At 40.6% G+C, this 23,850-nt stretch carries 23 protein-coding genes, 5 pseudogenes and 1 riboswitch; of the genes and pseudogenes, 14 read left to right on the forward strand and 14 right to left on the reverse strand.

The window, feature by feature from the left end; all coding sequences use genetic code 11:
* Nucleotides 1-560: 560 nt before the first annotated feature.
* Nucleotides 561-932, forward strand: a complete 372-nt coding sequence (locus tag S3O_RS0100830) for a response regulator (protein ID WP_010597144.1) — start codon at nucleotides 561-563, stop codon at nucleotides 930-932.
* A gap of 221 nt (nucleotides 933-1,153) precedes the next feature.
* Nucleotides 1,154-1,366 (forward strand): annotated as a pseudogene (locus S3O_RS20225) (MauE/DoxX family redox-associated membrane protein); the annotation flags it as partial.
* 249 nt (nucleotides 1,367-1,615) lie between these two features.
* Here S3O_RS20225 and S3O_RS0100835 read toward each other — a convergent pair.
* The 13 genes and pseudogenes from S3O_RS0100835 to scpB (S3O_RS18435) form a co-directional block, all read right to left on the reverse strand.
* Nucleotides 1,616-2,596, reverse strand: coding sequence for a PLP-dependent cysteine synthase family protein (locus S3O_RS0100835; protein WP_010597145.1), 981 nt, complete (start codon nucleotides 2,594-2,596; stop codon nucleotides 1,616-1,618).
* A complete protein-coding gene (sucD, locus tag S3O_RS0100840) occupies nucleotides 2,586-3,467 on the reverse strand; it encodes a succinate--CoA ligase subunit alpha (RefSeq protein ID WP_010597146.1) in 882 nt (293 codons plus the stop codon). Before sucD ends, S3O_RS0100835 begins: the two co-directional genes overlap by 11 nt.
* Nucleotides 3,468-3,492: 25 nt before the next feature.
* Nucleotides 3,493-4,620: pseudogene (gene sucC, locus S3O_RS12990) on the reverse strand (ADP-forming succinate--CoA ligase subunit beta).
* An 88-nt stretch (nucleotides 4,621-4,708) separates the two neighbouring features.
* Nucleotides 4,709-5,798 (reverse strand): annotated as a pseudogene (odhB, locus tag S3O_RS12995) (2-oxoglutarate dehydrogenase complex dihydrolipoyllysine-residue succinyltransferase).
* 83 nt (nucleotides 5,799-5,881) lie between these two features.
* Nucleotides 5,882-6,505, reverse strand: coding sequence for a 2-oxoglutarate dehydrogenase E1 (locus S3O_RS20610; protein ID WP_010597149.1), 624 nt, complete (start codon nucleotides 6,503-6,505; stop codon nucleotides 5,882-5,884).
* Nucleotides 6,453-8,648 carry a 2-oxoglutarate dehydrogenase E1 component gene (locus S3O_RS13000; protein WP_010597150.1) on the reverse strand — a complete coding sequence of 732 codons (2,196 nt, stop codon included), beginning with the start codon at nucleotides 8,646-8,648 and terminating at the stop codon, nucleotides 6,453-6,455. The genes S3O_RS20610 and S3O_RS13000 overlap by 53 nt, the downstream gene beginning before the upstream one ends.
* Nucleotides 8,649-8,924: 276 nt before the next feature.
* Nucleotides 8,925-9,604, reverse strand: a pseudogene (locus S3O_RS13005) (succinate dehydrogenase iron-sulfur subunit).
* Between the two features lie 4 nt (nucleotides 9,605-9,608).
* Nucleotides 9,609-11,308: pseudogene (gene sdhA / locus S3O_RS13010) on the reverse strand (succinate dehydrogenase flavoprotein subunit).
* Nucleotides 11,275-11,688: a succinate dehydrogenase, hydrophobic membrane anchor protein gene (sdhD, locus tag S3O_RS0100870; RefSeq protein WP_235776138.1), complete on the reverse strand. Its 414-nt coding sequence runs from the start codon at nucleotides 11,686-11,688 to the stop codon at nucleotides 11,275-11,277. The pseudogene sdhA and the gene sdhD overlap by 34 nt, the downstream one beginning before the upstream one ends.
* The gene (sdhC, locus tag S3O_RS0100875) at nucleotides 11,664-12,035 is read right to left on the reverse strand and encodes a succinate dehydrogenase, cytochrome b556 subunit (protein ID WP_010597155.1); all 372 of its coding nucleotides are present in this window, start codon (nucleotides 12,033-12,035) and stop codon (nucleotides 11,664-11,666) included. Before sdhC ends, sdhD begins: the two co-directional genes overlap by 25 nt.
* 134 nt (nucleotides 12,036-12,169) lie before the next feature.
* Nucleotides 12,170-12,904, reverse strand: coding sequence for a 23S rRNA pseudouridine(2605) synthase RluB (gene rluB, locus S3O_RS0100880; protein WP_010597156.1), 735 nt, complete (start codon nucleotides 12,902-12,904; stop codon nucleotides 12,170-12,172).
* Nucleotides 12,905-12,979: 75 nt separating this feature from the next.
* The gene (gene scpB, locus S3O_RS18430; protein ID WP_010597157.1) at nucleotides 12,980-13,252 is read right to left on the reverse strand and encodes an SMC-Scp complex subunit ScpB; all 273 of its coding nucleotides are present in this window, start codon (nucleotides 13,250-13,252) and stop codon (nucleotides 12,980-12,982) included.
* Complete coding sequence (scpB, locus tag S3O_RS18435; protein ID WP_235776139.1) at nucleotides 13,233-13,535, reverse strand: SMC-Scp complex subunit ScpB; 303 nt, start codon at nucleotides 13,533-13,535, stop codon at nucleotides 13,233-13,235. Before scpB (S3O_RS18435) ends, scpB (S3O_RS18430) begins: the two co-directional genes overlap by 20 nt.
* Nucleotides 13,536-13,662: 127 nt before the next feature.
* A riboswitch (TPP riboswitch) is annotated at nucleotides 13,663-13,766 on the forward strand.
* Between the two features lie 52 nt (nucleotides 13,767-13,818).
* Here scpB (S3O_RS18435) and thiM point away from each other — a divergent pair.
* The 10 genes from thiM to S3O_RS0100930 all read left to right on the forward strand — a co-directional run bounded on the left by thiM (nucleotide 13,819) and on the right by S3O_RS0100930 (nucleotide 18,482).
* A complete protein-coding gene (thiM, locus tag S3O_RS0100890) occupies nucleotides 13,819-14,643 on the forward strand; it encodes a hydroxyethylthiazole kinase (RefSeq protein WP_083827576.1) in 825 nt (274 codons plus the stop codon).
* A complete protein-coding gene (locus S3O_RS19305) occupies nucleotides 14,640-15,074 on the forward strand; it encodes a thiamine phosphate synthase (protein ID WP_010597160.1) in 435 nt (144 codons plus the stop codon). Before thiM ends, S3O_RS19305 begins: the two co-directional genes overlap by 4 nt.
* Entirely contained in the window at nucleotides 15,029-15,277 is a 249-nt protein-coding gene (locus S3O_RS19310; protein ID WP_192805841.1) for a thiamine phosphate synthase, read from the forward strand. Before S3O_RS19305 ends, S3O_RS19310 begins: the two co-directional genes overlap by 46 nt.
* The gene (locus tag S3O_RS19315; RefSeq protein ID WP_010597162.1) at nucleotides 15,271-15,549 is read left to right on the forward strand and encodes a bifunctional hydroxymethylpyrimidine kinase/phosphomethylpyrimidine kinase; all 279 of its coding nucleotides are present in this window, start codon (nucleotides 15,271-15,273) and stop codon (nucleotides 15,547-15,549) included. The genes S3O_RS19310 and S3O_RS19315 overlap by 7 nt, the downstream gene beginning before the upstream one ends.
* Before the next feature lie 40 nt (nucleotides 15,550-15,589).
* Nucleotides 15,590-16,105, forward strand: coding sequence for a bifunctional hydroxymethylpyrimidine kinase/phosphomethylpyrimidine kinase (gene thiD, locus S3O_RS19320; RefSeq protein WP_268869424.1), 516 nt, complete (start codon nucleotides 15,590-15,592; stop codon nucleotides 16,103-16,105).
* Nucleotides 16,095-16,784, forward strand: a complete 690-nt coding sequence (gene tenA, locus S3O_RS0100910; protein ID WP_010597164.1) for a thiaminase II — start codon at nucleotides 16,095-16,097, stop codon at nucleotides 16,782-16,784. The genes thiD and tenA overlap by 11 nt, the downstream gene beginning before the upstream one ends.
* A gap of 574 nt (nucleotides 16,785-17,358) precedes the next feature.
* Nucleotides 17,359-17,550, forward strand: a complete 192-nt coding sequence (locus tag S3O_RS16145; protein ID WP_083827578.1) for a phage tail protein I — start codon at nucleotides 17,359-17,361, stop codon at nucleotides 17,548-17,550.
* Between the two features lie 15 nt (nucleotides 17,551-17,565).
* Nucleotides 17,566-17,730: a hypothetical protein gene (locus S3O_RS16905; RefSeq protein ID WP_156792667.1), complete on the forward strand. Its 165-nt coding sequence runs from the start codon at nucleotides 17,566-17,568 to the stop codon at nucleotides 17,728-17,730.
* Nucleotides 17,731-17,852: 122 nt separating this feature from the next.
* Nucleotides 17,853-18,146 carry a hypothetical protein gene (locus S3O_RS0100925; protein WP_010597166.1) on the forward strand — a complete coding sequence of 98 codons (294 nt, stop codon included), beginning with the start codon at nucleotides 17,853-17,855 and terminating at the stop codon, nucleotides 18,144-18,146.
* Between the two features lie 117 nt (nucleotides 18,147-18,263).
* A complete protein-coding gene (locus S3O_RS0100930; protein ID WP_010597167.1) occupies nucleotides 18,264-18,482 on the forward strand; it encodes a hypothetical protein in 219 nt (72 codons plus the stop codon).
* 224 nt (nucleotides 18,483-18,706) lie between these two features.
* Here S3O_RS0100930 and S3O_RS0100935 read toward each other — a convergent pair whose 3' ends face one another.
* Nucleotides 18,707-19,069: a DUF4383 domain-containing protein gene (locus S3O_RS0100935; protein WP_010597168.1), complete on the reverse strand. Its 363-nt coding sequence runs from the start codon at nucleotides 19,067-19,069 to the stop codon at nucleotides 18,707-18,709.
* Nucleotides 19,070-19,570: 501 nt separating this feature from the next.
* On the opposite strand from S3O_RS0100935, the gene S3O_RS0100940 reads away from it, so the two are divergent.
* Nucleotides 19,571-22,228, forward strand: a complete 2,658-nt coding sequence (locus S3O_RS0100940; protein WP_010597169.1) for a PD-(D/E)XK nuclease family protein — start codon at nucleotides 19,571-19,573, stop codon at nucleotides 22,226-22,228.
* The gene (locus S3O_RS0100945; protein ID WP_010597170.1) at nucleotides 22,221-23,849 is read left to right on the forward strand and encodes a UvrD-helicase domain-containing protein; all 1,629 of its coding nucleotides are present in this window, start codon (nucleotides 22,221-22,223) and stop codon (nucleotides 23,847-23,849) included. The genes S3O_RS0100940 and S3O_RS0100945 overlap by 8 nt, the downstream gene beginning before the upstream one ends.
* The last annotated feature ends 1 nt before the right edge of the window (nucleotide 23,850 follow it).

Raw genomic sequence — 23,850 nt, forward strand, 5'->3', positions numbered from 1 at the left:
TAGTTTTTACTTCTTTTTATAAGTGAATATGTATAACACTAAGAAGAAGATCCTTTTTTTCTATAAATCAAATGCCTCTGGAACTGGATACACTTGCAATTTAAATAAGAATTACTTATATAATACATATATTGTACCAGTTTATCTAAATATAAAGGAATATCTTTTTTTCTATAAATCAAATGCCTCTAGAACTAGATACACTTGCCATGTAAATAAGAATGACTCATATAATACATATATTATACCAGTTTATCTAAATATAATAGTATATTATAAACTAATCTATTTTCATTAATTATCTTTCTGGTATGCTAAAATAATAGCGCTTTTTCTAATCGGTAATAATAGAAAACAAAAGAGATTTAAAGGTAAAATGTAAAAGACGATAGATTTTTATTCTATTTAAAAATAAAGGAAAAAATATAAAAAAATTAAGAAAAATAATTAAATTTTCTAAATGATTATTTTAATCCAAAAATAATCAAAATTACTGAGGGGGTAATTTCTCATTGAAAAGTAACATAGATAATCCTAAAAAAAGGATAAACAATTCGATCTTGCTGGGCGAAGATAATCCAATGATTGCTTACACCATCAAAAAATTACTTGAACAGTCTGGCTATTCAGTACAAATTGCGAAAGAAGGAAGTGAATTATTACGTTGTTTGAAAACTCATTCTTATAGTTGGGTTTTATTAGACATCATGTTACCTGAGCTAAGTGGCATAGAAGTCACTTCCTTATATCGCGGTTGGGAACAACAACACCGATCCAATCGTATCCCTATGTTTGCTATCACAGGTTATAGCTATCAAGGATTAGAGGAAGAAGCTCAACAAGCGGGTATTGATTATCTCTTTAAAAAACCATTTACTGTACGTGAAATAAAAATCATTGAGTCTTTTTTAAAGAAAAATCTTCTTTTATAGTCGATTTTTGAACTTATCATCACTTTAATATATATTAAAGTGATGATTTATTGATTAATATTATTAATAAAAAAGATATACTGAAACTTTCTCTCAAAACTCTAAATTCAGTCTTTTTTCTTAAGTTAAAGGAGGCCTAAAATGCAATGGCACTATAAAATATACGGGATGCATTGCGAATGCCTGTATAAAAAAAATCAAAAGGTTATGCGACGTATGATCTCCTCGCTAAACATCGGCCAACGTATGGATTCATCTATCCTTTTCTAGAACTCGGATTGACTATTTTATATTTAGGGGGATGGTTTCCAAAAATGGCGCCTATTTTGACTATCTTTATCATGGGCTTTTCCACCCTAGGTGTCGTCAATAGCTTGCTAAAGAAACAAAAATTTCAATGTGCTTGTTTAGGATTTAAAAGTTCTACTCTCTAGTATTACATTAATCGAAGACTTAAGTATGGTTATTCTCGCCTTTTTTTCTTTATGGGCGATTCGTTAAAAAATTGAGGGGTTAAAGAAAAAATCAGGGAATCCATGATGAGCAAAATTAACTCTTTGTTTCTCCTACAGTGCACTTTAATAAGGCTCTCCTTAAGGAGTTAAGGGTTAAATTTTTATAAAACGATAGATTTATTGCAAACAATCATTAGATATAACGGCGTCTTTTAACGCCGTTTTACTTTATCCTAAGAGATCGTGACTTTGCATCCATTCATCGTTATATATTTTACTCAGGTATTTAATACCATTATCTGGTAAAACGGTTACGATGGTTGTAGGTCGAGTTTGTATTTGAGCAACTTGCAACGCAGCCCAAACATTTGCACCGGAAGATCCCCCTGCGAGAATACCTTCTTCAACGGCCAAACGACGTGCTGTTAAAAAGGCTTCTTGATCTGTGAAAGAAATCACCTCATCCAATAATGAAAAGTCTAATGCCTGAGCAAGATGGTCCTCACCTACCCCCTCAACAAAATAACGACAGTTACCGGTTGCCGGTATTTTACCGGTTTTAAAATACTCGTAGTAAATCGATCCGACTGGGTCAGGTAATATAAGTTTTAGATTTGGATTTCGTTCTTTCAAAAACCGACCTACGCCAGATATCGTTCCCCCAGTACTCCCGCTTGCAATAAAAATATCACATTGTCCTGTCGTTTGTTCCCAAATTTCGGGGCCGGTTGAGTGATAATGTGCTTCAGGATTTTTCAGATTATCGTATTGATTAATACGAAAACTATTTGGCGTTTCTTCAGCGATCCGTTTCGCTACATTCACATAATGATCCGGAGAATCGGGCACCGCTGCGGTCGGTGTCACGACGATTTTTGCCCCCAATGCTTTTAATGCATCTTGCTTTTCCTGACTCACCTTATCCGGCATCGTTAAAATAGCACTATATCCCTTGATAGCGGCTAACATAGCAATCGCTGCTCCAGTATTACCTGAAGTATTTTCAACAATTGTACCGCCTGGTTTGAGCAGGCCTTGTTGTTCCGCATCGCGAATAATATAGTCAACGATACGATCTTTTATACTTCCACTTGGATTTAAAAACTCACATTTCGCTAAAATTGTCACCTGTGGATTCGGTGACAATTTTGCTAATTTTACAAGCGGGGTATTTCCAATTGTGTTAAGTAATGTTGAACTAATTGGCATAAAGAATATCTTTAATCGCTTGCCCCATTTCCGTCGGTGATTGAACTGTCCGCACACCCGCCGCTTCTAAGGCTTTAAATTTCTCAGCCGCGGTGCCTTTTCCCCCAGAAATAATTGCCCCTGCGTGCCCCATTCGTTTACCAGCAGGTGCTGTCACACCGGCAATGTACGCCACAACGGGTTTTGTTACATGGGATTTTATAAATTCAGCCGCTTCTTCTTCCGCACTCCCACCAATTTCACCCACCATGACAATTGCTTCAGTTTGTGGATCATCTTGGAATAAACGTAACACATCGACAAAATTCATACCTGGAATCGGATCGCCACCAATCCCGACACAGGTACTTTGCCCTAACCCTAAATCTGTGGTTTGCTTGACCGCTTCATACGTTAATGTTCCTGAACGCGAGACAATGCCAACACGGCCAGGTTGATGAATATAGCCTGGCATAATACCAATTTTACATGCGCCGGGCGTAATAATTCCTGGGCAGTTTGGGCCGATTAATCGTGTATTTGGTTTATTCGTTTCTAAATAAATTTTCACTGCTAACATATCCAGAGCAGGAATCCCTTCAGTAATACAAACGATTAATTCAATTCCCGCTTCGGCGGCTTCGAGAATAGAGTCTTTACAAAAAGGGGCTGGAACGTAGATAACACTCGCTTGTGCACCGGTAGCGGTAACGGCTTCGGCCACGGTATTAAATACAGGCAAACCCAGATGCTGCGTGCCGCCTTTACCCGGAGTGACGCCACCCACCATCTGGGTGCCATAAGCGATTGCTTGTTCAGAATGGAATGTACCTTGTTTACCCGTAAAGCCCTGACAAATGACTTTGGTATTCTTATCGATTAATATACTCATGTGTTTTAACCTTGTTTCAATTAGACTAAAGGGCTGTGGAAACTTGGACGGCCGCTACTATTTTTTGCGCGGCATCGGTTAAGCTTTGAGCAGCCATAATATTCAAACCACTCTCCGCTAATTTTTTTGCACCGAGGTCTGCGTTATTCCCTTCTAAACGCACCACAACCGGTAATTCAATTCCCACTTCTTTTACCGCACCAATAATGCCATCGGCAATCATATCGCAGCGTACAATTCCACCAAAAATATTGACTAAAATACCCTTAACTTTCTCATCCGAGAGAATAATCTTAAATGCTTCGGTGACACGCTCTTGCGTCGCCCCACCACCGACATCGAGGAAATTTGCAGGACTCCCGCCGTGAATTTTAATCAGATCCATTGTAGCCATCGCCAGCCCAGCGCCATTGACCATGCAACCAATATCACCTTCTAACGCAATGTAGTTTAATTCCCATTCATGCGCACGATTTTCACGCGCATCTTCTTGTGAAGCATCACGCATTTTAGCTACAGCAGGTTGGCGAAATAACGCATTATCATCCACCACTACTTTCGCGTCCAAACAAATTACTTGATCGGCCTCATCAATAATTAAAGGATTAATTTCCACTAAACTGAGGTCTTTTTCCACAAACATTTTTCCTAAATTCACTAAAATGGTGGTGAAGGTCTTCATTTGTGGATAAAGCCTAATTCACGCGCTTGATACGGCATCACCCCGACTAAGGGATCCATCGTAATTTTAAGAATTTTTTCAGGCGTTTCTTCGGCGACTTTTTCAATTTCGACGCCCCCTTCGGTGCTTGCCATGATAACTACCCGCCGTGTACTCCGATCTAATACCGCACCTAAGTAAAGTTCACGTTTAATATCACACGGTGCCGCAATTAACACTTCATTCACCGGTTGCCCAACCGAGCAGTTGACTGGTAATGTCAGCTACTTTCTCTAAGCTGGTCACGTATTTTACACCACCAGCCTTACCCCGCCCTCCAGCATGGACCTGTGCTTTCACCATCCAAGCCTGCCCACCGAGCGCTTCTGCAGCAGCCACGGCTTCTTCAACGGTGGCCGCCGTTTTTCCTGGGGGAACAGGCAAACCGTATTCACTAAACAATAATTTGCCTTGATATTCGTGTAAATTCATGAGTTCTTTTTCTCCGATTAAGTTGGGCTAGGCTTCTGGGTATAGGCAAAGATAATTAAAGGCGGCGTAAATCGCCGCCTTTAAAAATTTAGACATCAATTAACAAGCGTGCAGGCTCCTCTAACAGTTCTTTTATTGTTTTTAGGAAACTCACAGATTCTTTTCCATCAATGATACGGTGATCATAGGAGCGGCGGATTAATAATCGGTGTAGCGAGTAAAGAACCGAATACACCGCCATTAGTAATCGTAAATGTTCCACCCGTCATATCTTCTATTGCAATTTGATTGTCTTTTGCTTTACGTCCGTAGTCAGCAATTTTCTTCTCAATTTCTGCAAAACTGAGTTGATCCGCATCACGAACGATCGGAACAACTAAACCACGTTCTGTGGAAACCGCAATACCGATATCAAAGTAATTATGGTAAACAATATCGTTCCCATCAATCGACGCATTGACCGCTGGGAAACGTTTTAATGCTTCAATGGCGGCCTTGGTAAAGAAAGACATAAAACCGAGACGTGTGCCGTGACGTTTCTCAAAACTATCTTTATACGCAGCACGGAGTTCCATGACTTTATGTAAATCAATTTCATTAAACGTAGTCAGAATGGCTGCATTATGTTGCGCAGCAAGCAAACGTTCAGCGATACGAGCACGAAGACGCGTCATCGGTACTCGTTTTTCTAAACGATTCGCTCCAGCTGTAACCTCTGTCGTCGCAGCGGTCACTTGACTTAACGAGGATGAAGCGGGATTTAACAGATCTTGACGGGTAATACGACCTGATTTTCCGGTGCCGGCGATCGTTTCTAATGGAATATCCTTTTCTGCGGCAAGACGTCGTGCAGCGGGCCCGGCCTTGTCCGCTTCATTCTTTACACTTTGTGATTCATTTTTCGATACCGCAGCCTGCTCTGGAACCACCGTAGAAGAGACTGCTGTCGAAAGATAAGCTAACAGTTCGCCGGCTTTTACCACCGCACCTTCTTCTTTGAGAATTTGCGTGAGAACCCCTTCTTCCGGTGCAGGCACTTCAAGAACCACTTTATCCGTTTCCAAGTCCAATAAATTTTGATCACGACTCACCTTATCACCCGCTTTGGCGTGCCAAACAAGGATGGTCGCATCGGCAACCGACTCGGGTAAGGCAGGAACCCTAATTTCAATACTCATACGTTTTGATTCCTCTTTTTCATGGAAATTAATAATAGTTTTAAAAGGTTAAAGCCTGTTTTAATGTTCTAACGCCTCTTGAATCAGTGTTTTTTGTTCTTGCGCATGGACAATGCCGCAGAAGCCGCACGACCCACATAACGTAAACGTTGACCCGCCCCCAAACACGCTAAAAGACGGTGTTGTGTACAATACCATGGACCTTGATTCTTTGGCTCTTCTTGGCACCAAATAATATCTTGAACCTTCGAATATTGGCTCAGTTGTTCGCGCAGGGCTTCATGAGGAAACGGGTAAAGTTGTTCAATACGAATTAAAGCCACCTCTTGACGTTTTTGGGCGCGACGCTGCTCCAGTAAGTCATAGTAAACTTTTCCACTACATAAAATAACGCGTGTCACCGCTTGTTCAAGCGAATCGATTTCTGGAATCACGGTTTGAAAGTGACCTTCCGTTAATTCTGCGAGCATTGAAACGGCTAATTTGTGTCGTAATAAACTTTTTGGCGACATAATAATCAGCGGTTTACGATAATCACGTAACATCTGGCGACGTAACAGATGAAAAATTTGTGCAGGGGTCGTCGGCACACACACTTGCATATTTTCTTGCGCACACAACTGTAAAAAACGCTCTAAGCGCGCGGAAGTATGTTCAGGGCCCGCCCCTTCGTATCCATGAGGTAATAATAATACTAAACCACACAACCGTCCCCATTTTTTGTTCAGAAGAACTTAAAAATTGGTCGATGACCACTTGTGCGCCATTCACAAAATCACCGTATTGCGCTTCCCAAATCACCAAAGACTTCGGATTAGCGCTTGCATAACCGTATTCAAAACCCATTACTCCCGCTTCAGATAAGGTCGAGTCAATCACAGCAAAGGTTTGATCGGGCTGTGCCAGCTGCGCTAACGGTACGAAGATTTCCCCCGTTTTATGATCATGTAATACGGCATGACGATGAAAAAAAGTGCCTCGTCCGCAATCTTGTCCTGAAATACGTACCCCAAAATTTTCTTGAAGTAAGGTTGCGTAAGCTAAGTTTTCCGCATACCCCCAATTCAAAGGAAGCTGTCCTGATGTCATTTTTCGACGATCTTCGATAATCTTGGCAACTTGAGGTTGCAATGTAAACGCAGCCGGAAGTGTTTCTAACGTTTTTGCTAGCTTCTTCAGTGGCTCAAGGGCGACACCGGTTGGTACTGCTTGATTCCAAGATTGATTTTGATAAAAATGCCAATCAATACGGTAAGGATTATTATATTCTTGTACACTCAGTCGGCTGACAACCGGTTTCCCAGAAGCCAATTGACTGCGATAATCTTCCATCGCTTGATGTACTTCTGCTTCGGTCAGCACCGCCTCGGTAATCAGTTTCTGTGCATATTGATCACGGACCGTCGCTCGTTTTTTAATCGCTTGATACACCAACGGTTGTGTGGCAGAAGGTTCATCGGCTTCATTATGACCATGACGACGATAACAGACGAGATCAATCACGACGTCACGTCTAAACCTTTGCCGAAAAGTGAGCGCCGTTTGTAAGGCAAATAATACGGCCTCGGGATCATCGCCATTGACATGGAAAATAGGCGCTTCAATCATTTTTGCCGGATCACTGCAATACCAACTGGAACGAGAGTTCTGCGGATCAGTCGTAAAACCAATTTGATTGTTAACAATAATATGTAACGTCCCACCGGTACTGTAGCCTTGAGTTTGAGAAAGCTCCAGTGTTTCCATGACAATCCCTTGTCCTGAAAAAGCGGCATCGCCATGAATTAAAACCGGTAAAACTTGTTTTCCTGTGTCATCACCACGCCGTTCTTGACGTGAACGTACCGAACCTTCTACGACTGGATTGACAATTTCAAGGTGCGAAGGGTTAAACGCCATCGCAATATGCAAAATACCCGCTTCGGTTTGCATATCGGTTGCAAAACCTTTGTGATATTTAACGTCACCAGAACGATTCTCTTCGGTGAGCTTTCCTTCGAATTCTTCAAACAGTTTACTCGGTAGTTTTCCCAAAATATTAATCAATACGTTAAGGCGACCACGATGTGCCATCCCAATCACAATCTCTTCAACCCCTTCTGGCTTAGCGCGCGCCACTAAATTATCAAGCAACGGAATTAAACTATCGCCACCTTCTAATGAGAAACGTTTTTGTGCGACAAATTTACTACCCAAATATTTTTCTAGCCCTTCTCCACGGATTAATCCTTGTAAAATTCGTTTCTTTTCGGTAGCGGTATAACGCAACGCGCCAGCGTTTGCTTCAATTTGCTGTTGTAACCACTCGCGTGCCACCTCATCCGATAGATGCTGAGTTTCAAAACCCAACGAAGCACAGTAAATTTTTTTAAGGGTCTCCAACAACGTTGGTACCGAAGTTTGATTTAAACCCAATAATCCATTCAGTTGGATAGGTTCTTGCTGTTCAGCCAGCGTCAACCCGACACTTTCAGGTAAAAGCGCGGCGATGGGACGTTTTGGGGCTAAGCCCAACGGATCCAGATTCGCTTGATAGTGTCCATAACGACGATACGATTGGATCAAAATCTGCGCTTTTAACGTACGAACCTCTGCGGTATTCATTGCCGCACTCGGCATGGCAACAGAACGAGTTTGCTTCGCTAATTTTAGAAAAAAATCCCGAATATCGGCATGTGAAACATCTTGCGGATCGGTCACTTGATCAAAATAATGTTTCCACTCTGCGGCTAACTGCGTCGGATCATGCAAATATTGTTCATAAAGTGATTCAAGATAGGCATCATTACCACTAAATAAGTAGGAGTCAAAACGTAAGGTTTGAAATGTAGATTTTTCGTGCTCAGTCATTTGGATGAATCATTACCCTGGTTAATGAACGCCTCGCTATCCGAGGAGGTTAACTCGACCTCGTCTGCGAAGCAAAGGTTTTAGTCTTTTTTCTACTTGGTCAAATACAAGACTAAAGGATTTTCTTATTCTTCTGCAAAAAAGGCAACCTAAGAATTGCATCAAACAGTGCCTTCAGGTGAATTATTCGCCCACAGAGTCCGCTTTCATTCAATCGAATCCATATATTAGGCAATCAAGAAGCCGCATTCTGTCCTTCCGACGCGCTCGAGTAAACTAAACTTCTTCTTCTAACAGCATATTACGGACATGACCAATGGCCTGGGCGGGATTTAATCCTTTAGGACAAACCGTCGTACAGTTCATAATGGTCCGACAACGAAATAAACTAAATAAATCATTTAATTCTGCTAAACGTGCTTCTTTAGCGGTATCACGATTATCAACCAGAAAACGACACAACCACAGTAACGCAGCCGGACCTAAAAATTTATCTGGATTCCACCAAAAAGAGGGACACGCGCTGGTACAACAAGCGCACAAAATACATTCATACAGACCATCGAGCTGTTCACGCTCCTCGGGTGTTTGTAAACGTTCTTTCACTGGCGCATCTTGATCATTGATTAAAAAAGGTTGTAAAAAGGTTCCATATCAACGACTAAATCGCGGATCACGGGCAGTCCAGATAAAGGCCGAATCACAACTGGCGATTTGAGTGTCGATAAAGGTGTTATACAAGCCAAACCATTTTTACCGTTAATATTCATACCATCGGAACCACACACTCCTTCGCGACAAGAGCGGCGGAACGAAAGGGTTTGATCCTGTTTTTTCAATGCTTCTAACGCTTCGAGCAACATCATATCCTTACCCTGTTCGATCGTCAGTGTATAGTCCTGCATATAAGGTTTCTGATCTTTTTCAGGATCAAATCGGTAAATAGAAAATTGCATAATATTAATAAACCCGTTCTTTGAGTTCCATGGCCGCTACCATTAAGGGTTTTCGGTTAACGGCTCGGTAATCAATCCGCCAATCGTCACCAAAGCAAAGAAGATGTTTTAACCAATTTTTATCATCTCGTTTTGGAAAATCTTCGCGGCAGTGCGCGCCACGACTTTCTTGTCGTGTCAATGCAGACAAGGCGGAAGCCATCGCGACCTCCATCAAGTTATCTAACTCAAGCGCTTCAATCCGCGTCAGTATTAAATACTTGGCTATGATCATTTAATACCGCGTAATTCAAACGTTCCCTCAGTTTTTTAAGCTTATTAAGCCCTTCTTGCATATAGTGTTCGGTACGGAACACACCAAAATCATTTTGCATCGTTTTCTGCATTTCTTGGCGAATTTCAGCCACACTCTCACCCGTTTTGGTCTCATTCCAGCGGTTTAAACGGGTTAATCCACGCTCTAAGTCGTCTGTCGAAACCGAGGGTAAAGTTAACTCGTTCTGTAAAGCTTCTTCAACATGTAAACCTGCTGCACGGCCAAAGACCACAAGATCCAATAAGGAGTTCCCTCCTAAGCGATTGGCACCATGCACGGAAACACATGCGCACTCTCCCGTTAGTTGGAATCCCACCCATCATATAATGACACGTTGGAACCACCGGAATCGGTGTCGTAATCGGATCAGCATGTGCAAAAGTAATCGATAACTCGCGAATACCGGGTAAGCGTTTTTTGATTAAATCCGCTCCAAGATGGTCGAGCTTCAATTTGACGTGATCAATACCACCTGGATCAAAGCCATGCCCTGCACGAAGCTCTAATGCCATCGCACGCGCGACGACGTCACGCGACGCTAAATCTTTCGCATGCGGGGCATAACGTTCCATAAAACGCTCGCCATGACGATTAATGAGATAACCCCCTTCGCCTCGACAACCTTCCGTCACTAAAACGCCCGCTCCAGCAATACCCGTTGGGTGAAACTGCCACATTTCCATGTCTTGGACAGGCAGTCCAGCACGCAAAGCCATCGCTACACCATCGCCGGTATTAATAAAGGCATTGGTTGTCGATTGAAATATACGCCCGGCTCCCCCTGTGGCTAAAATCGTCGCGCGACTATGAAAAAACACCACTTCACCGGTTTCAATGGATAAAGCTGTTAATCCCGCAACATGCCCTTTTGCATTCTTAACCAGATCAATCGCATACCATTCGTTAAAAAAATGCGTTTTCGCTTTTAAATTTTGCTGATAAAGAGTATGTAATAAGGCATGTCCAGTTCGATCCGCTGCGGCACAGGTTCGAGCCGCTTGATCGCCACCAAAGTTCTTAGACTGTCCACCAAAAGGACGTTGGTAAATTTTACCTGAACTCATTCTGGAGAAAGGAAGCCCCATGTGCTCCAGCTCATACACGGCTTCAGGACCGGTTTTACACATATACTCAATACAGTCTTGATCGCCAAGATAGTCGGATCCTTTCACTGTATCATACATATGCCAACGCCAATCATCGTCATGCGCGTTGCCCAGTGCACAGGTAATTCCCCCTTGGGCCGAAACAGTATGTGAACGCGTAGGAAACACTTTGGAGATCAACGCAACCTTCTGGCCGGAGTTTGCAAGTTGCAGGGCCGCACGCATCCCGGCGCCACCGGCACCAACAATCACGGCATCAAACGTATAAGTGGGTATCGACATAGATTAATGGACCCCAAAAAAATAGCCAAGCCCCAGATAAAATAGAGCAATAAGCCAACAATAACTAAAATTTCGATTGCTAAACGTAACACAAATGGTTTGATATAGTCCGTTAAAATAGTCCACATCCCAATCCAAGCATGCCACATTAGACTCAGTAAAAATAAACTACTGAACACGGCAACCGAGTTTTGCATAAAAAAATGATGCCAGGTTTCATAGGTCATCGGGGTGTGGGTTAAAAAGAACGTAAATAAAAAGACAATATAGAAAAGCATGACCACCGAAGTCACACGTTGTATTAACCAATCACGCAAGCCATTACCCGATAAGCTCGTGACATTACTTAATTTTTTCACCACAAATACACTCCCATACAAACTGTAGCGATCACCGCCACCACGATAATAATACGCGCGCTACACCGTGCCTGCGCCAATTTTTCCCCCCAACCCGTATCCATAATTAAATGGCGAACACCGGCCAGTAAATGATAAAAAAGCGCTAAAAAAATACCTAAAAAAATGATCTTACTCAATGGGTGAGCAAACCCTGCTTGTAAGTTTTGAAAGTGCTCAGGACTTTTGAGCGAATAGGAAAATAACCATAAAATAAATGGGATCAGTACAAATAAGATAAATCCTGAAATTCGATGCAAAATAGAAGCAATTGCCGTAACAGGAAATTGGAAGGTCGATAAGTCTAAATTAACCGGTCTTTTAGCCACAAAATCAGCCTTTTCATTAAGTAAGGTTAAAAACTGGGGCGATTATACGCTCAAACCTTGTTTGAATACAAATGTCGATCTGGATTTTTTTTAGCATAAACTTAGTCTACGGTAAAATCAGAAGTCGTCATAAATTAAGCTAACTTGACTTGTTTTGCTAACTGATTGACTTCGCTTGCACTCAATTCTAGCCATTGTCCGCGTTTTAAATGATTAGGCAAACCAATTGAGGCAAAGCGAATACGAATCAAACGACTGACCACGACACCTTGTGACTCCCATAAGCGGCGAACCTCTCGATTACGTCCTTCCTTCAATACAACATGGTACCAACGGTTTGCGCCCTGACCCTCTTGCGCTTCGATTTGGGTAAACGCCGCTAAACCATCTTCTAGGTGTACGCCTTCCTTTAACCGTCTTAACATCACCTTATCTACTGAACCTAAAATACGAACCGCATACTCTCGCTCAATTTCATACGACGGATGGGAAAGACGATGGGCTAACTCCCCATCGTTGGTAAACAACAATAAACCCAACGTATTAATGTCTAAACGACCCACCATAATCCAACGTTGCCCTATTAATGTCGGCAAACGAGAAAAAACAGAGGGACGATTTTCTGGATCGTGACGCGTACAAATTTCACCTTCTGGTTTATGGTAAAGTAGCACCCGTCGTGGCGCCTGAGCAGGCGCCACGGTAACTGGCCGGTCATCCAGGGTTAAAACGCTCTTCATATCCATGCGATCACCCAGTTGGGCAGTTTTCCCATTCAACTGAATGCGGCCCTGTTCAATCCAACGCTCAACTTCCCGTCGTGATGCCAGCCCAAGACGAGCTAATACTTTTTGTATTTTTTCCTGCATAGGTATTTTCCTAAAAAATGGTTCTAAGTGGTGCAGTGAGAAAAAAAAACCCGATTTCGAAGCTTATTCTATCTTTTAAGCAGCCGATAGCTCCGCAGACTCAGGTTCTTTTACGGTTTCTAGGGCGGGCAAAGGAGGCAAATCAGTGAGGGATTTTAAATTAAAATGATCTAAGAATTGAGTGGTCGTGCCATAAAGCGTCGGTCTTCCAGGGACTTCGCGTTGCCCGAGTACTTGAATCCATTCTTGGTCTAACAACAGTTTAATGAGCTGAGGGTTAACGCTTACCCCACGAATCACCTCAATATCGGCGCGGGTAACCGGTTGCTTATAGGCAATAATGGCCAATGTTTCTAAGAACGCTCGAGAATAGCGTAACTTTTTTTTCCGGCCATAGTTTTTTTAGCCATGGACTGAAGTCCGTCGCGCTTGTAAAACAGTACCCGCTCGCCACTTCCTGCAAACGAATCCCTCTTAAGGCGGCTTCTTCCTGCAAAATAAGTAAAGCCTGTTCAATCTGTTTTTTAGTAACTGCTTCCTCTTTTTCAAAAAGACTCACCAACCGCGACAAACTAACCGGTTCTCCAGCGGCCAAAAGCGCGGCTTCTAAAATTGATTTTAACTGTTGCATTTCCATGACATCACTATAGCAGATCTTGGTAAGGTCAGTGAATGTAATTTGTTGTGTTACATCTTATTTTTTTGGACATGGGCTAAAAATTGCTGTTTAATAGGTCCATGTTTTACGTTTTATCTAAACAACAGGGCAGGGGTGCCCAACCTTGGGCTGAGAAAATATTCATATTTAACCCTATAACCTGATCAGGTTAATACCTGCGTAGGAAGTTGAAACATGAAAACAAAAAAAATCTTAGTCAAATCATCGGCTCGTTTTTCTTTTTCGGAGGAACGCAATGATGATAAAAGTCACGCCATTTAATCTAAATAGTGCTACTCTCTTTGCGGATCTTGACAAAATCCGTAAAACAAATCCACTCATTCATAATCTAAGTAATCTCGTTGTGATGCCCATTATCGCCAACTTGCTTTTAGCACTGGGGGCTTCGCCAATCATGGCGCACGCTCCTGAAGAGTTGGTCGAAATTGTCACTCTGTCTAAAGCGCTGGTAATTAATATTGGGACATTGGATAAAAACTGGCTGCGCTCTATTGAAATCGCACAAGAAATCGCTCGTCAAACTAAGATTCCCATTGTCTTTGATCCCGTCGGAGCAAGTGCCAGCCGCTATCGATTAGAAGCTGCATGCGAAATTTTAGAACGTGGTGTTACCGTACTGCGTGGAAATGCGTCCGAAATTATGTCGTTAGTTAACATGAATATTTGTAGCAAAGGCGTTGATTCCCTTCATCAGAGCGATGAAGCACGTTTAGCGGCACTTGAGTTGACAAAACATTACCATTGTACCGTGGCAATTAGTGGTAAAACTGACTGGATTATCAGTGAGAAATCTTGTTATAGTCTGGATTACGGAACGCCTTTATTTACAAAAGTCGTGGGTATGGGTTGTTCATTGACAGCGATTATTGCAAGCTTTTTAGCCGTCCATGCGGATCCAGTCCTTGCAACGGCGCATGCAGTGGCCTTATTCACTCTATGTGGTCAATTCGCCGCTACAAAAACATCCAGCCCCGGTCATTTTTATAACGAGTTACTGGATATAGTGTATCAGCTAGATAAGAAAAAAATCACCTCGTTGATAGGAGATCGTAACATATGATAAAGAGGGAACTTTACTCTAAACACACCACTTCGTCCGACATCGACTATTCTTTTTATTTAATTGCTGACGAACAAGTCTGTGCCCCTCGCTCGATTGTGCAGGCGGTAGCCATGGTCATTGACTATGGAGTCACTTGCGTACAGTTGCGTATGAAACACCGCAGTACAGAGGAAATGCTTGCTGTAGGCAAACCGCTCGCTACACTCCTGCGATCAAAAAAAATTCCATTAATTATTAATGATAATGTGGATGTTGCGCTGGCTTCGGATGCAGAAGGCATACATATTGGCCAATCGGATTCACCTTGTTCACTTGTTCGCCAACAAATTGGCGAACAAAAAATAGTCGGGCTTTCTATAGAAAACCAGGGGCAAGCCAAGCGTTGTTTTTTCCCACTAAAAGCAAGCTCGATGCAGCACCTCCTTTAGGACTTTCTCAACTAAAAGAAATCGTGTACTTATTACCTAAGCCTGTTGTCGCGATTGGCGGGATTCATACACAAAATATAACCTCGGTACTACAAACAAACATTGCAGGTGTCGCCGTGGCTTCTGCAATTTTCTCTGCAGCGGATCCAGGTAAGACAGCACAAACTTTTGCTCAACATATTCTGGAGGCGTCCTCATGTTAACGCTTTCTTCTCATCCTCCTGTTGTCGTCACTCTTGCAGGAACGGATCCGTCTGGTGGTGCTGGAATCCAAGCCGATATTAAAGCCATTTCCGCTACAGGCAGCTATGCCGCCAGCATTATCACCGTATTAGTTGCACAAAACACTCAAGGCGTCAGCACGATTGAAGAGATTTCTTTACCTTTCTTACAGCAACAAATCGATGCCGTCTTCAGTGATCTTGAGGTTGCTGCGATAAAAATAGGAATGCTCTATAAAAAAATCAATTATTGAAGTCATTGCTAAAAATATAGAAAAGTATTCTTTCCCTGTTATCGTCTTAGATCCTGTGATGACGGCACAAAGTGGTGATTGTTTGTTAGCAGAGGATGCCATTGAAGCGCTGAAGGGTCTGCTATGTAAAGTAGATATAATCACGCCAAATATTCCAGAGGCAGAAATCCTTTTAGGTCAAACCATCGATACACCAAAAAAAATGCATGCCGCTGCCGAAGCCCTCTCTAAACACTATCATACTTCTGTGTTGTTAAAAGGAGGTCATTTAACCGGCGCGCAATGCCCAGATATTTTTTACGATCACGCCAAACAAACCCACTTCCCTTTTATTAGTCCACGCGTTGATACCCAAAATACTCATGGCACCGGCTGTAGCTTATCCGCAGCAATTGCTTCGTATCTTGCGCAAGGAGCAACCGAATATGAAGCCATCAAAAAAGCTAAGCATTACTTATTTAATGCGCTTACTTCAGCAAAAGATTTTCGTATAGGGAAAGGCCAAGGTCCGATCCATCATTTTTATGCACTAAGGAGAGAAAGTTATGTTATTTGATACCCTTCGCAACTATACAGCAAGTATGCTAGAAGCAATTTATCAACACCCTTTTAATCAAGAATTAATTAAAGGGACGCTGCCACTTGATAAATTTACTTACTATTTAGAACAAGATATCCTTTATCTCAATGATTTCTCTAAAGCTTTAGCATTAATAGCTGTACGCTTACCTTTACAGGAACATCGTGAATGTTTTCTACGTTTTGCCAATGAATCCATACAGTCTGAAAAACAATTACATTATACCTTTTTGCATCAATATAGTTTGTTTGATGCAGAACAAAAAGAACAAAGTCCTTTTTGTTTTATTTATAGCAACTATTTACTTAAACTCGCTATACTCGGCACAGTAGAAGAAGCCATAGCCAGCCTTGTGCCCTGCTTTTGGGTCTATCAACAGGTAGGACAACAAGCATTAATGAAATCACGCTCAAATATAAATAATCCTTATCAAGTATGGATTGACCTCTATGCAAGTCCTGAGTTTGATCATTCCGTCACTTTGGCAGTTAAGATATTCAATGAACTTGCTAGCGATTGTTCGGCTCAACAACATGAAAAAATGATTGCTGCATTTAAACGGTCAATGCAACTCGAATGGAATTTTTGGCAAGGCGCGTACTCGTTAGAAAATTGGGGCATTTCTCATTTACAACCAGAGTTAATTAATACGTGAAATTAACTGACAAACAAAAAATAGAGTGAATTTTTGCATAAAAAATTCACTCTATACTATCTCTTGTTCACATCGACCATATCTTGTCAAGACATTTGCTTAAATAAAAAGCAACTTTTGCGTATACTCAATTTAAATAATCCACTAAAAATACGCAATTATGGCGCTTGTTAAATTAACTATCCTAAACTTAAAAAAGTTCAACAAGATACTTCACCTTATATTGAAATAAAATTAAGTATATCTGCGTTTGAAAACATAAAAAATGCTCAGTTAAGTCTTGGAAAAGAAGAAGACACCTTTTTAACTCTCAGTAAATTAGATTACCATGAAGTCATATCGCCTGATAATCCAATTATCATTAAACAGGTCATCCCATTCCCTCAAGGTGCGACTCATTTCATTTTTAATTACCTAGCTCCTCTAGATAAAAAACAAACGATCACTCAAGCTATCACTGAAAAACATTCTTTACTACCGAATAATGCTACTCCTTTTGAGAACTTACTCGCTTTAACGTGCGCTAAAATTTCAGATTTAAGTGAAGCTATCATTTCACCTTTTGATTTAGTCAATACCCCAAAATCTACTTTGTACAGAAAACTGGGGCCCGCTCTTACCGGCCAACGTGCAACGTAATTTAATTCAAAATAGCATTAAAATTCATCAAAAAAAAGGGACAAGAAAATCATTAGAACTGGCTTTAAAGCAAATTGGCAGCGATATCAACATAAAAGAATGGTGGGAATCAATGGATCGCTTTTAAGAGGAACCCAACTTTATGGATCAAAATAATTATTTAACTGTCGTTTCACATTTTTTTCAAGAAGCGCAGCTTGCTGATTTGGTTAATATTTATTCAGTCGCAAGAGATAGAAAATTCTTTGAAACAATGAAAGATTCTCTTTCGAGTGATAAAAAGATTGCTTCAAGTATTACACTATAAATGAACGAAGCCAAAGAAATTACCCCCATTGCCTCCCAAGAGCATGATATTACTCTACAAAATGTAGCATATGTGATGGTCATCATTATACGGAAATCACTTCGTTAAATGATCGCTTACTGGTGCTGTATTCCATTTTAGAAAAATGCACTCTTTTACTTAATAATCAACGTTGGGAATTAAAATATGCTTTTCCTCCTTTGGATATTCAAGCCATGGATTTATATGGTTTATCTTATGATAAAGATAAGTTGATCAAGACAGAAGGTTGGAACTCAAGCATCCAAGCCTACGCTAAAACACTTTATCAGAAAACACAGGAAGACGCTCACCCCAATAACCTGACATTATGGTTTCTCAGTTGGAAACAAACATTACGTGTTAAATCAAGCCTAGATGGGATAAACCAAGATTGAGTCCCCTATTCAGATAAGATGACTAAAAAGAACCTCAACTTGATTAAAGAAGAAGAAAACACACATTTAAGTTAACAAAACTTAATCATCAACAACTCACCATAAGGAGATGATACCATGCTGTCCGTTGCCACAGAAAAAAATATTCAAGCTACCGCCTATTTTAATCCAAGCAATCCCTATATCACTCAACCTACTTATAAAGAGCAATGGCAAGCAGGAAAAATTACCTTTAAAACACACCCTCACTTTTTTATTGAGAATCAACCTGTCGCCTATCAAGCCAGGTGTACATTCACTTTTATTGGACGAATCAACCATCCCAAACAGCAGTAAAAGAAGACGATTCAGTGAAGTTAGTGGCTCATTCACATGTTTTACAAGTCGAAGGCATTGAAACCACTTCTGTGTTGTGTAATACCGATACACAGTGCTCAGCAATCCATCAGAATAGGCTTAATTAATGTAAAAAGTAACCCTATTTTAATGGTTGAATAAAGGTAATAAGCTTATTTAACACAGGGTAAGGTATCAGTCGCCCCCCTTATCTTGGCGACTCACTACGCATACTTTGTAATACGCAACGTAAAACCTAAGTAGAGTGCAATCATGGCAATAACAAAATGAAACAAATTATCGGCAACATTAAAATGCAAAAAAGCAAAATGGCCGTCTAAGGCTAAACCGAACAAGGCAAGTAAGCCATAGAGTAATCCGCAAATCCGAAAGAACCATTTAGTATAAAGGGGTGAAGTACTGGCAGACAAAGCAATTAAACCCGTTATGATATAAAATAAACTATGGTTTGCACTCACCTCAAAGAGGTTAAATAATAACTGATTCGGCGTTAAAAGAGGTATAAAAGTGATTATACCCACAACAATAAACAAAACAGCAAATAATAAGGCAACCTCTTTCAACATTACCAAACAACATCTCCACCAACAGCTCAATTAATTCACAGCCAGCGCTATACAAAATTTAATAAAAAATATAAGGCCTCTATATGGCAAATCTTATGTCACTTTATACGACAAGAAGGCATTGCCGTCAATAAAGAACTTGCACTGTTTTTGATCCACTTACACTACTTTGCACCACAGGCGACAGTATAGTCCACCCGTAAAAATAATCAATATTGCCTCTACGTTTTTTAGGCTCACAAAACGAATTCTTTTTCACCGCAAATAAGATTACTCACAGATTCTGTGAATAACTCTGTGGACAGTATTTGAGTAAAGGCTTAAAAAGCCCTATTTATCGGCCGCGATAACAGTTTGTGCAAAATTTAATCAAAATTAAAAATTTCTATATTTTCATATAGTTACATTAAGTCAATGGAAAAATTATTTAAATCTTTAAGACATTAAACCAAAATAGAAGAATTTAGGTAGACTTGTGCAAAAGTCACTTGTAGCAGACTCATGCAAAACTATAATGCGCTTTGGAAAATACTGCGTAGTGAAGATTTAATCTTAACGCCCAATAAACGTTTACTCGTTTTTTTATTGCAGCAATACAATGCGCATCAACAACAGTTAAAAAGGAAAATTTGGTCAACACCTCGCTTATTTACTTTAGTCGATTGGATTCATGCATTATGGGAAAAACAACTTCTGGTAAGGAATATTTTACCGCCTCTCTTATTAACACCTTATGAAGAACAAGTTCTTTGGCAAAGAATCATTGACAACTCCGAACATTTTCTATTAAGAACAGATTCTGTTGCACACACAGCAAAACAAGCCTGGCAATTGACTCAATTTTGGCAAATTGATTATCGTTCTGTTGATTTTGAATACAGTGAAGAAACCCAAACTTGGAAAAAATGGGCGGAACAGTTCACGTCTTATTGTCGACAATATAACGTCACGGATTATGCTACGGCGATTCATTCAGTGATTCAACGGCTTTCCAAAAATCAATTCAGTGTTCCACAACGGATTTTTATTATTGGTTTTGATGATCTCAATCCACTTATACAAAAATTATTTCATACTTTACGCGAAAAAGGCAGTGTGATTGAGATTTGTAATTTTTGTAATGAAGAAAAACCCGAGGCTTATCGTATTCCTTTTTTAGATAAAGAAACTGAATTGCAAACGATGGCACGTTGGACGCATCAACAATGGAAAAAAGGTGAACAATCGATTTTTTGTGTGGTACCACAATTACTTGAAAACAGAACGTTAGTCGTGGATCATTTTTACGATGTATTTATGAGTCTAGAAGGAAGAGTGCTTGATCCTTGGCCTTTTAATATTGCTGCCGGAAAAAGTTTAATCGATTATCCGCTTATCCAAACGTTTTTCAATCTACTGCAACTTAAAAAAATAAATTCCCTAAAAAAAATAAGTAGTTTAATCCGATCGCCTTATTTACCCTATTCAGAAGAAGAATGCTTTGCGCGTACCCAACTTGATCTCTATTGTCGGCGTTACTTAGAAGAAACGATTTCTCTCACACAATTGATTTCACTCTGTGAACAACAAGGCTGTCCTCATTTAGCCAAACAATTTACTCAATTACAGACCTTTATTGAAAATAATACATCGTTACAAAAACGCTTACCCAGTGCTTGGTGTGATTATTTTATAAATAAACTTCAATGTATTGGCATGTCTACATTCATCGATACCGAACCAAATTTATTACCATTAGTTACGCGTTGGTCAGAACAATTACAAGTATTGCAGCGTTTAGATCAGATACTGGGTAAAATTTCCAGAGAAGCGGCCTTTAATTATTTATATCAATCGAATTCTGCGCATCTCTTTCAAGAGAAAACTCATCCAGATACGCCCATCCATGTTTTAGGTTTACTTGATACGGCCGGACTTTGTGTTAAAAATCTTTGGTTAATGCGCTTTGACGAACAAACCTGGCCTGCGCCTGCGCGACCTAATCCTTTTATCCCACTCATTTTACAACGCACACGACAATTACCCCATGCTTCAAATGAACGTGAACTTTATTTTGCTTCCCAACTCACCCAACGGTTACTGCAGAGCGCTTCTCAAATTTGGGTTAGTTATGCCACCCAAGTTAATCAACAATCTTTACGACCGAGTCGGTTAATCACCCATCTTCCAGAAGTACAAGCGTCCTTCTTACAACTGCTTCCTTACCAAAGTTTAAGTGAAAAAATTTGGCAACAACGGGTTCTAGAAACCTATATCCATGAATATGCACCACCACTGAGTGAATCAGAACCACATCGTGGCGGTGCTTCGTTACTCAAAAAACAGGCGGCCTGTCCTTTCCAAGCATTTGCCTACTTTCGCTTAAATGCAAAATTTTATCCTATCCCGCAAGCGGGACTTAATCCTATCGAACGCGGCCAACTTTTACACGAAGCATTAGAAATATTTTGGAATCGCTTACAAAACCAAACAAATTTACAACAAATGAATGCCGTTTCACTCGAAGAATCACTACAATTTGCTTTAGAAACCGTTATCAAACGTTGGCGTATTAAAAAACCTTTTACGTGGAAAGCACATTTTAGCCAATTAGAAAAAATACGTTTACGACAACGCCTTGACACATTAATTGAGTGGGAAAAAAAACGCCCCGTATTTTATGCGGTACGTCATGAACAAAAACAAACTTTTTCAATCGGTCAATTGATTCTTGATTTACGAATGGATCGTATCGATCAGTTAGCGGATGGTAGTTTACTGATTATTGATTATAAAACGGGAACGTTGCCTTCAACCCGTACCTGGCTTGAAACACGTCTCGATGAACCACAAATGCCTCTGTACTGTTTATCTCAACCTAAAGCTCGAGGCTTTGCGGTGATTCAGTTAACCAGCCAAGGGCTGAATATCAAAGGATTAAGTGAAAAAGAAAATGGAGTCTCTTCCGCGCTGTCTGAAAGTAAAAAATATCATACTCCGGAAAATTGGACACAACTGTGTATAGAGTGGCGCGCTACTTTAGAAAAACTCGCGCAAGAATATCAAATGGGTTGGGCCGCTGTGCAACCTAAACACGGATCAACCACTTGCCGACATTGTGATTTGCACCGATTATGTCGTATTCATCACCTTGAAGAATCCCTGGAACATCATGACTGAATTAGCTGACGCCGTAGCACGAAAACGAGCACTTAACCCAAACGCTTCTTTTATTGTTCAAGCTCCGGCTGGATCTGGAAAAACCGAGCTGTTAATTCAACGTTATCTCACTTTGCTGCAACAGGTTGACGTACCTGAAGCGGTACTTGCCTTAACTTTTACTCGAAAAGCGGCGCTGGAAATGCGTACTAGAATTATTGTTGCACTAGAAAAAGCACAATATCCACTGCCTAACGAGGCTTCCCCCCAAGAAATAGCCCGCTATCAACTCGCTAAAACCGTCCTCGAGCAGAATCAGAAAAAAAACTGGCAGTTACTGACCAATCTCAATCGATTTCGTATTCAAACACTCGATAGTTTTTGTCAAAGTTTAATCCGTCAAATGCCTTTACTTTCGACCTTAACGGATACGTTATCGCCTACCGATCAACCTACTTTTTTATACCGCCGCGCCGCGCAAGAATTATTGACTACTCTAGAATCTTCGGCACCTTGGCAAAAATCACTGGCTCACCTTTTGGGGCATCTTGATAACCGTCTTGATTATTTAGAAGACTTACTCACCGAAGTGTTAGCTACTCGTGAACAGTGGCTGCCGTATTTAACGACGAATCCTACGATATTAAGAACCCAACTCGAATCCAGTTTACAAACTGTGCGCGATGAACAAGTTAATAATTTGAACAATCACTTTCCTAAAGCCTATTTTTCTGAATTGGTGACACTCTTAATTTTCTCACTCAACCACCGCCCACAATCAAAATCCTCTTTCTCCATAGAGTCGACTGAACTGAATACTCAACATCCTGATTTTATTTTCTGGCAAGCGGCTAGCCATCTATTACTCAAAGAAACCAATCAATGGCGACAACAAGTTTCTTTAAGGGATGGTTTTCCGCCACCTTCTGCAGAAAAAGATCCTATTCAAAAAGCGTATTATGGTGAAATGAAACGACGTGCGATAGATTTATTAGCCGCTTTACAACCGCAACATGAATTACTGGTTGACTTGATACGCTTAAAAAATGCCCCTCCTTCTTCTTATACTGAAAAGCAATGGGTTATTTTAGAGGCATTATGTGAATTATTGCCGGCACTGGTTGCACATTTAAAGGTCGTCTTTCAAACGTATCGTAAAGTTGACTATACCGAAATTTTACTAGGGGCTTTAAAAGCATTGGGTGAAGAAGAACATCCAACGGATTTAGCCCTGCATCTTGATTATCAAATTCAACATATTTTAATCGATGAATTTCAAGATACTTCGATTACGCAATTTGCGTTAATCAAACAATTAATGGCTGCTTGGCAACCCGAAGAAGGAAAAACCTTTTTTCTAGTCGGTGATCCAATGCAATCTATTTATCGTTTTCGCAAAGCAGAAGTCGGTTTGTTTTTACAAGTACAAAAAACAGGGATTGGAACCCTACCGTGTGAAACATTACGTTTATCCGTCAATTTTCGAGCCAATGCAAATTTAGTGGCGTGGATTAACTATTGTTTCGCACAGTTATTACCTAAGAAAGAAAATCCTCATCACGGCGCTATTGCTTTTTCACCTTCTGAAGCGTTTCACACTGCACCATCGACACAACCGGCTGTCGCAAATAGAAGCGGATAAG

This window comes from Rickettsiella massiliensis 20B (assembly GCF_000257395.1).
Taxonomy (GTDB): Bacteria; Pseudomonadota; Gammaproteobacteria; order Diplorickettsiales; family Diplorickettsiaceae; genus Diplorickettsia; species Diplorickettsia massiliensis.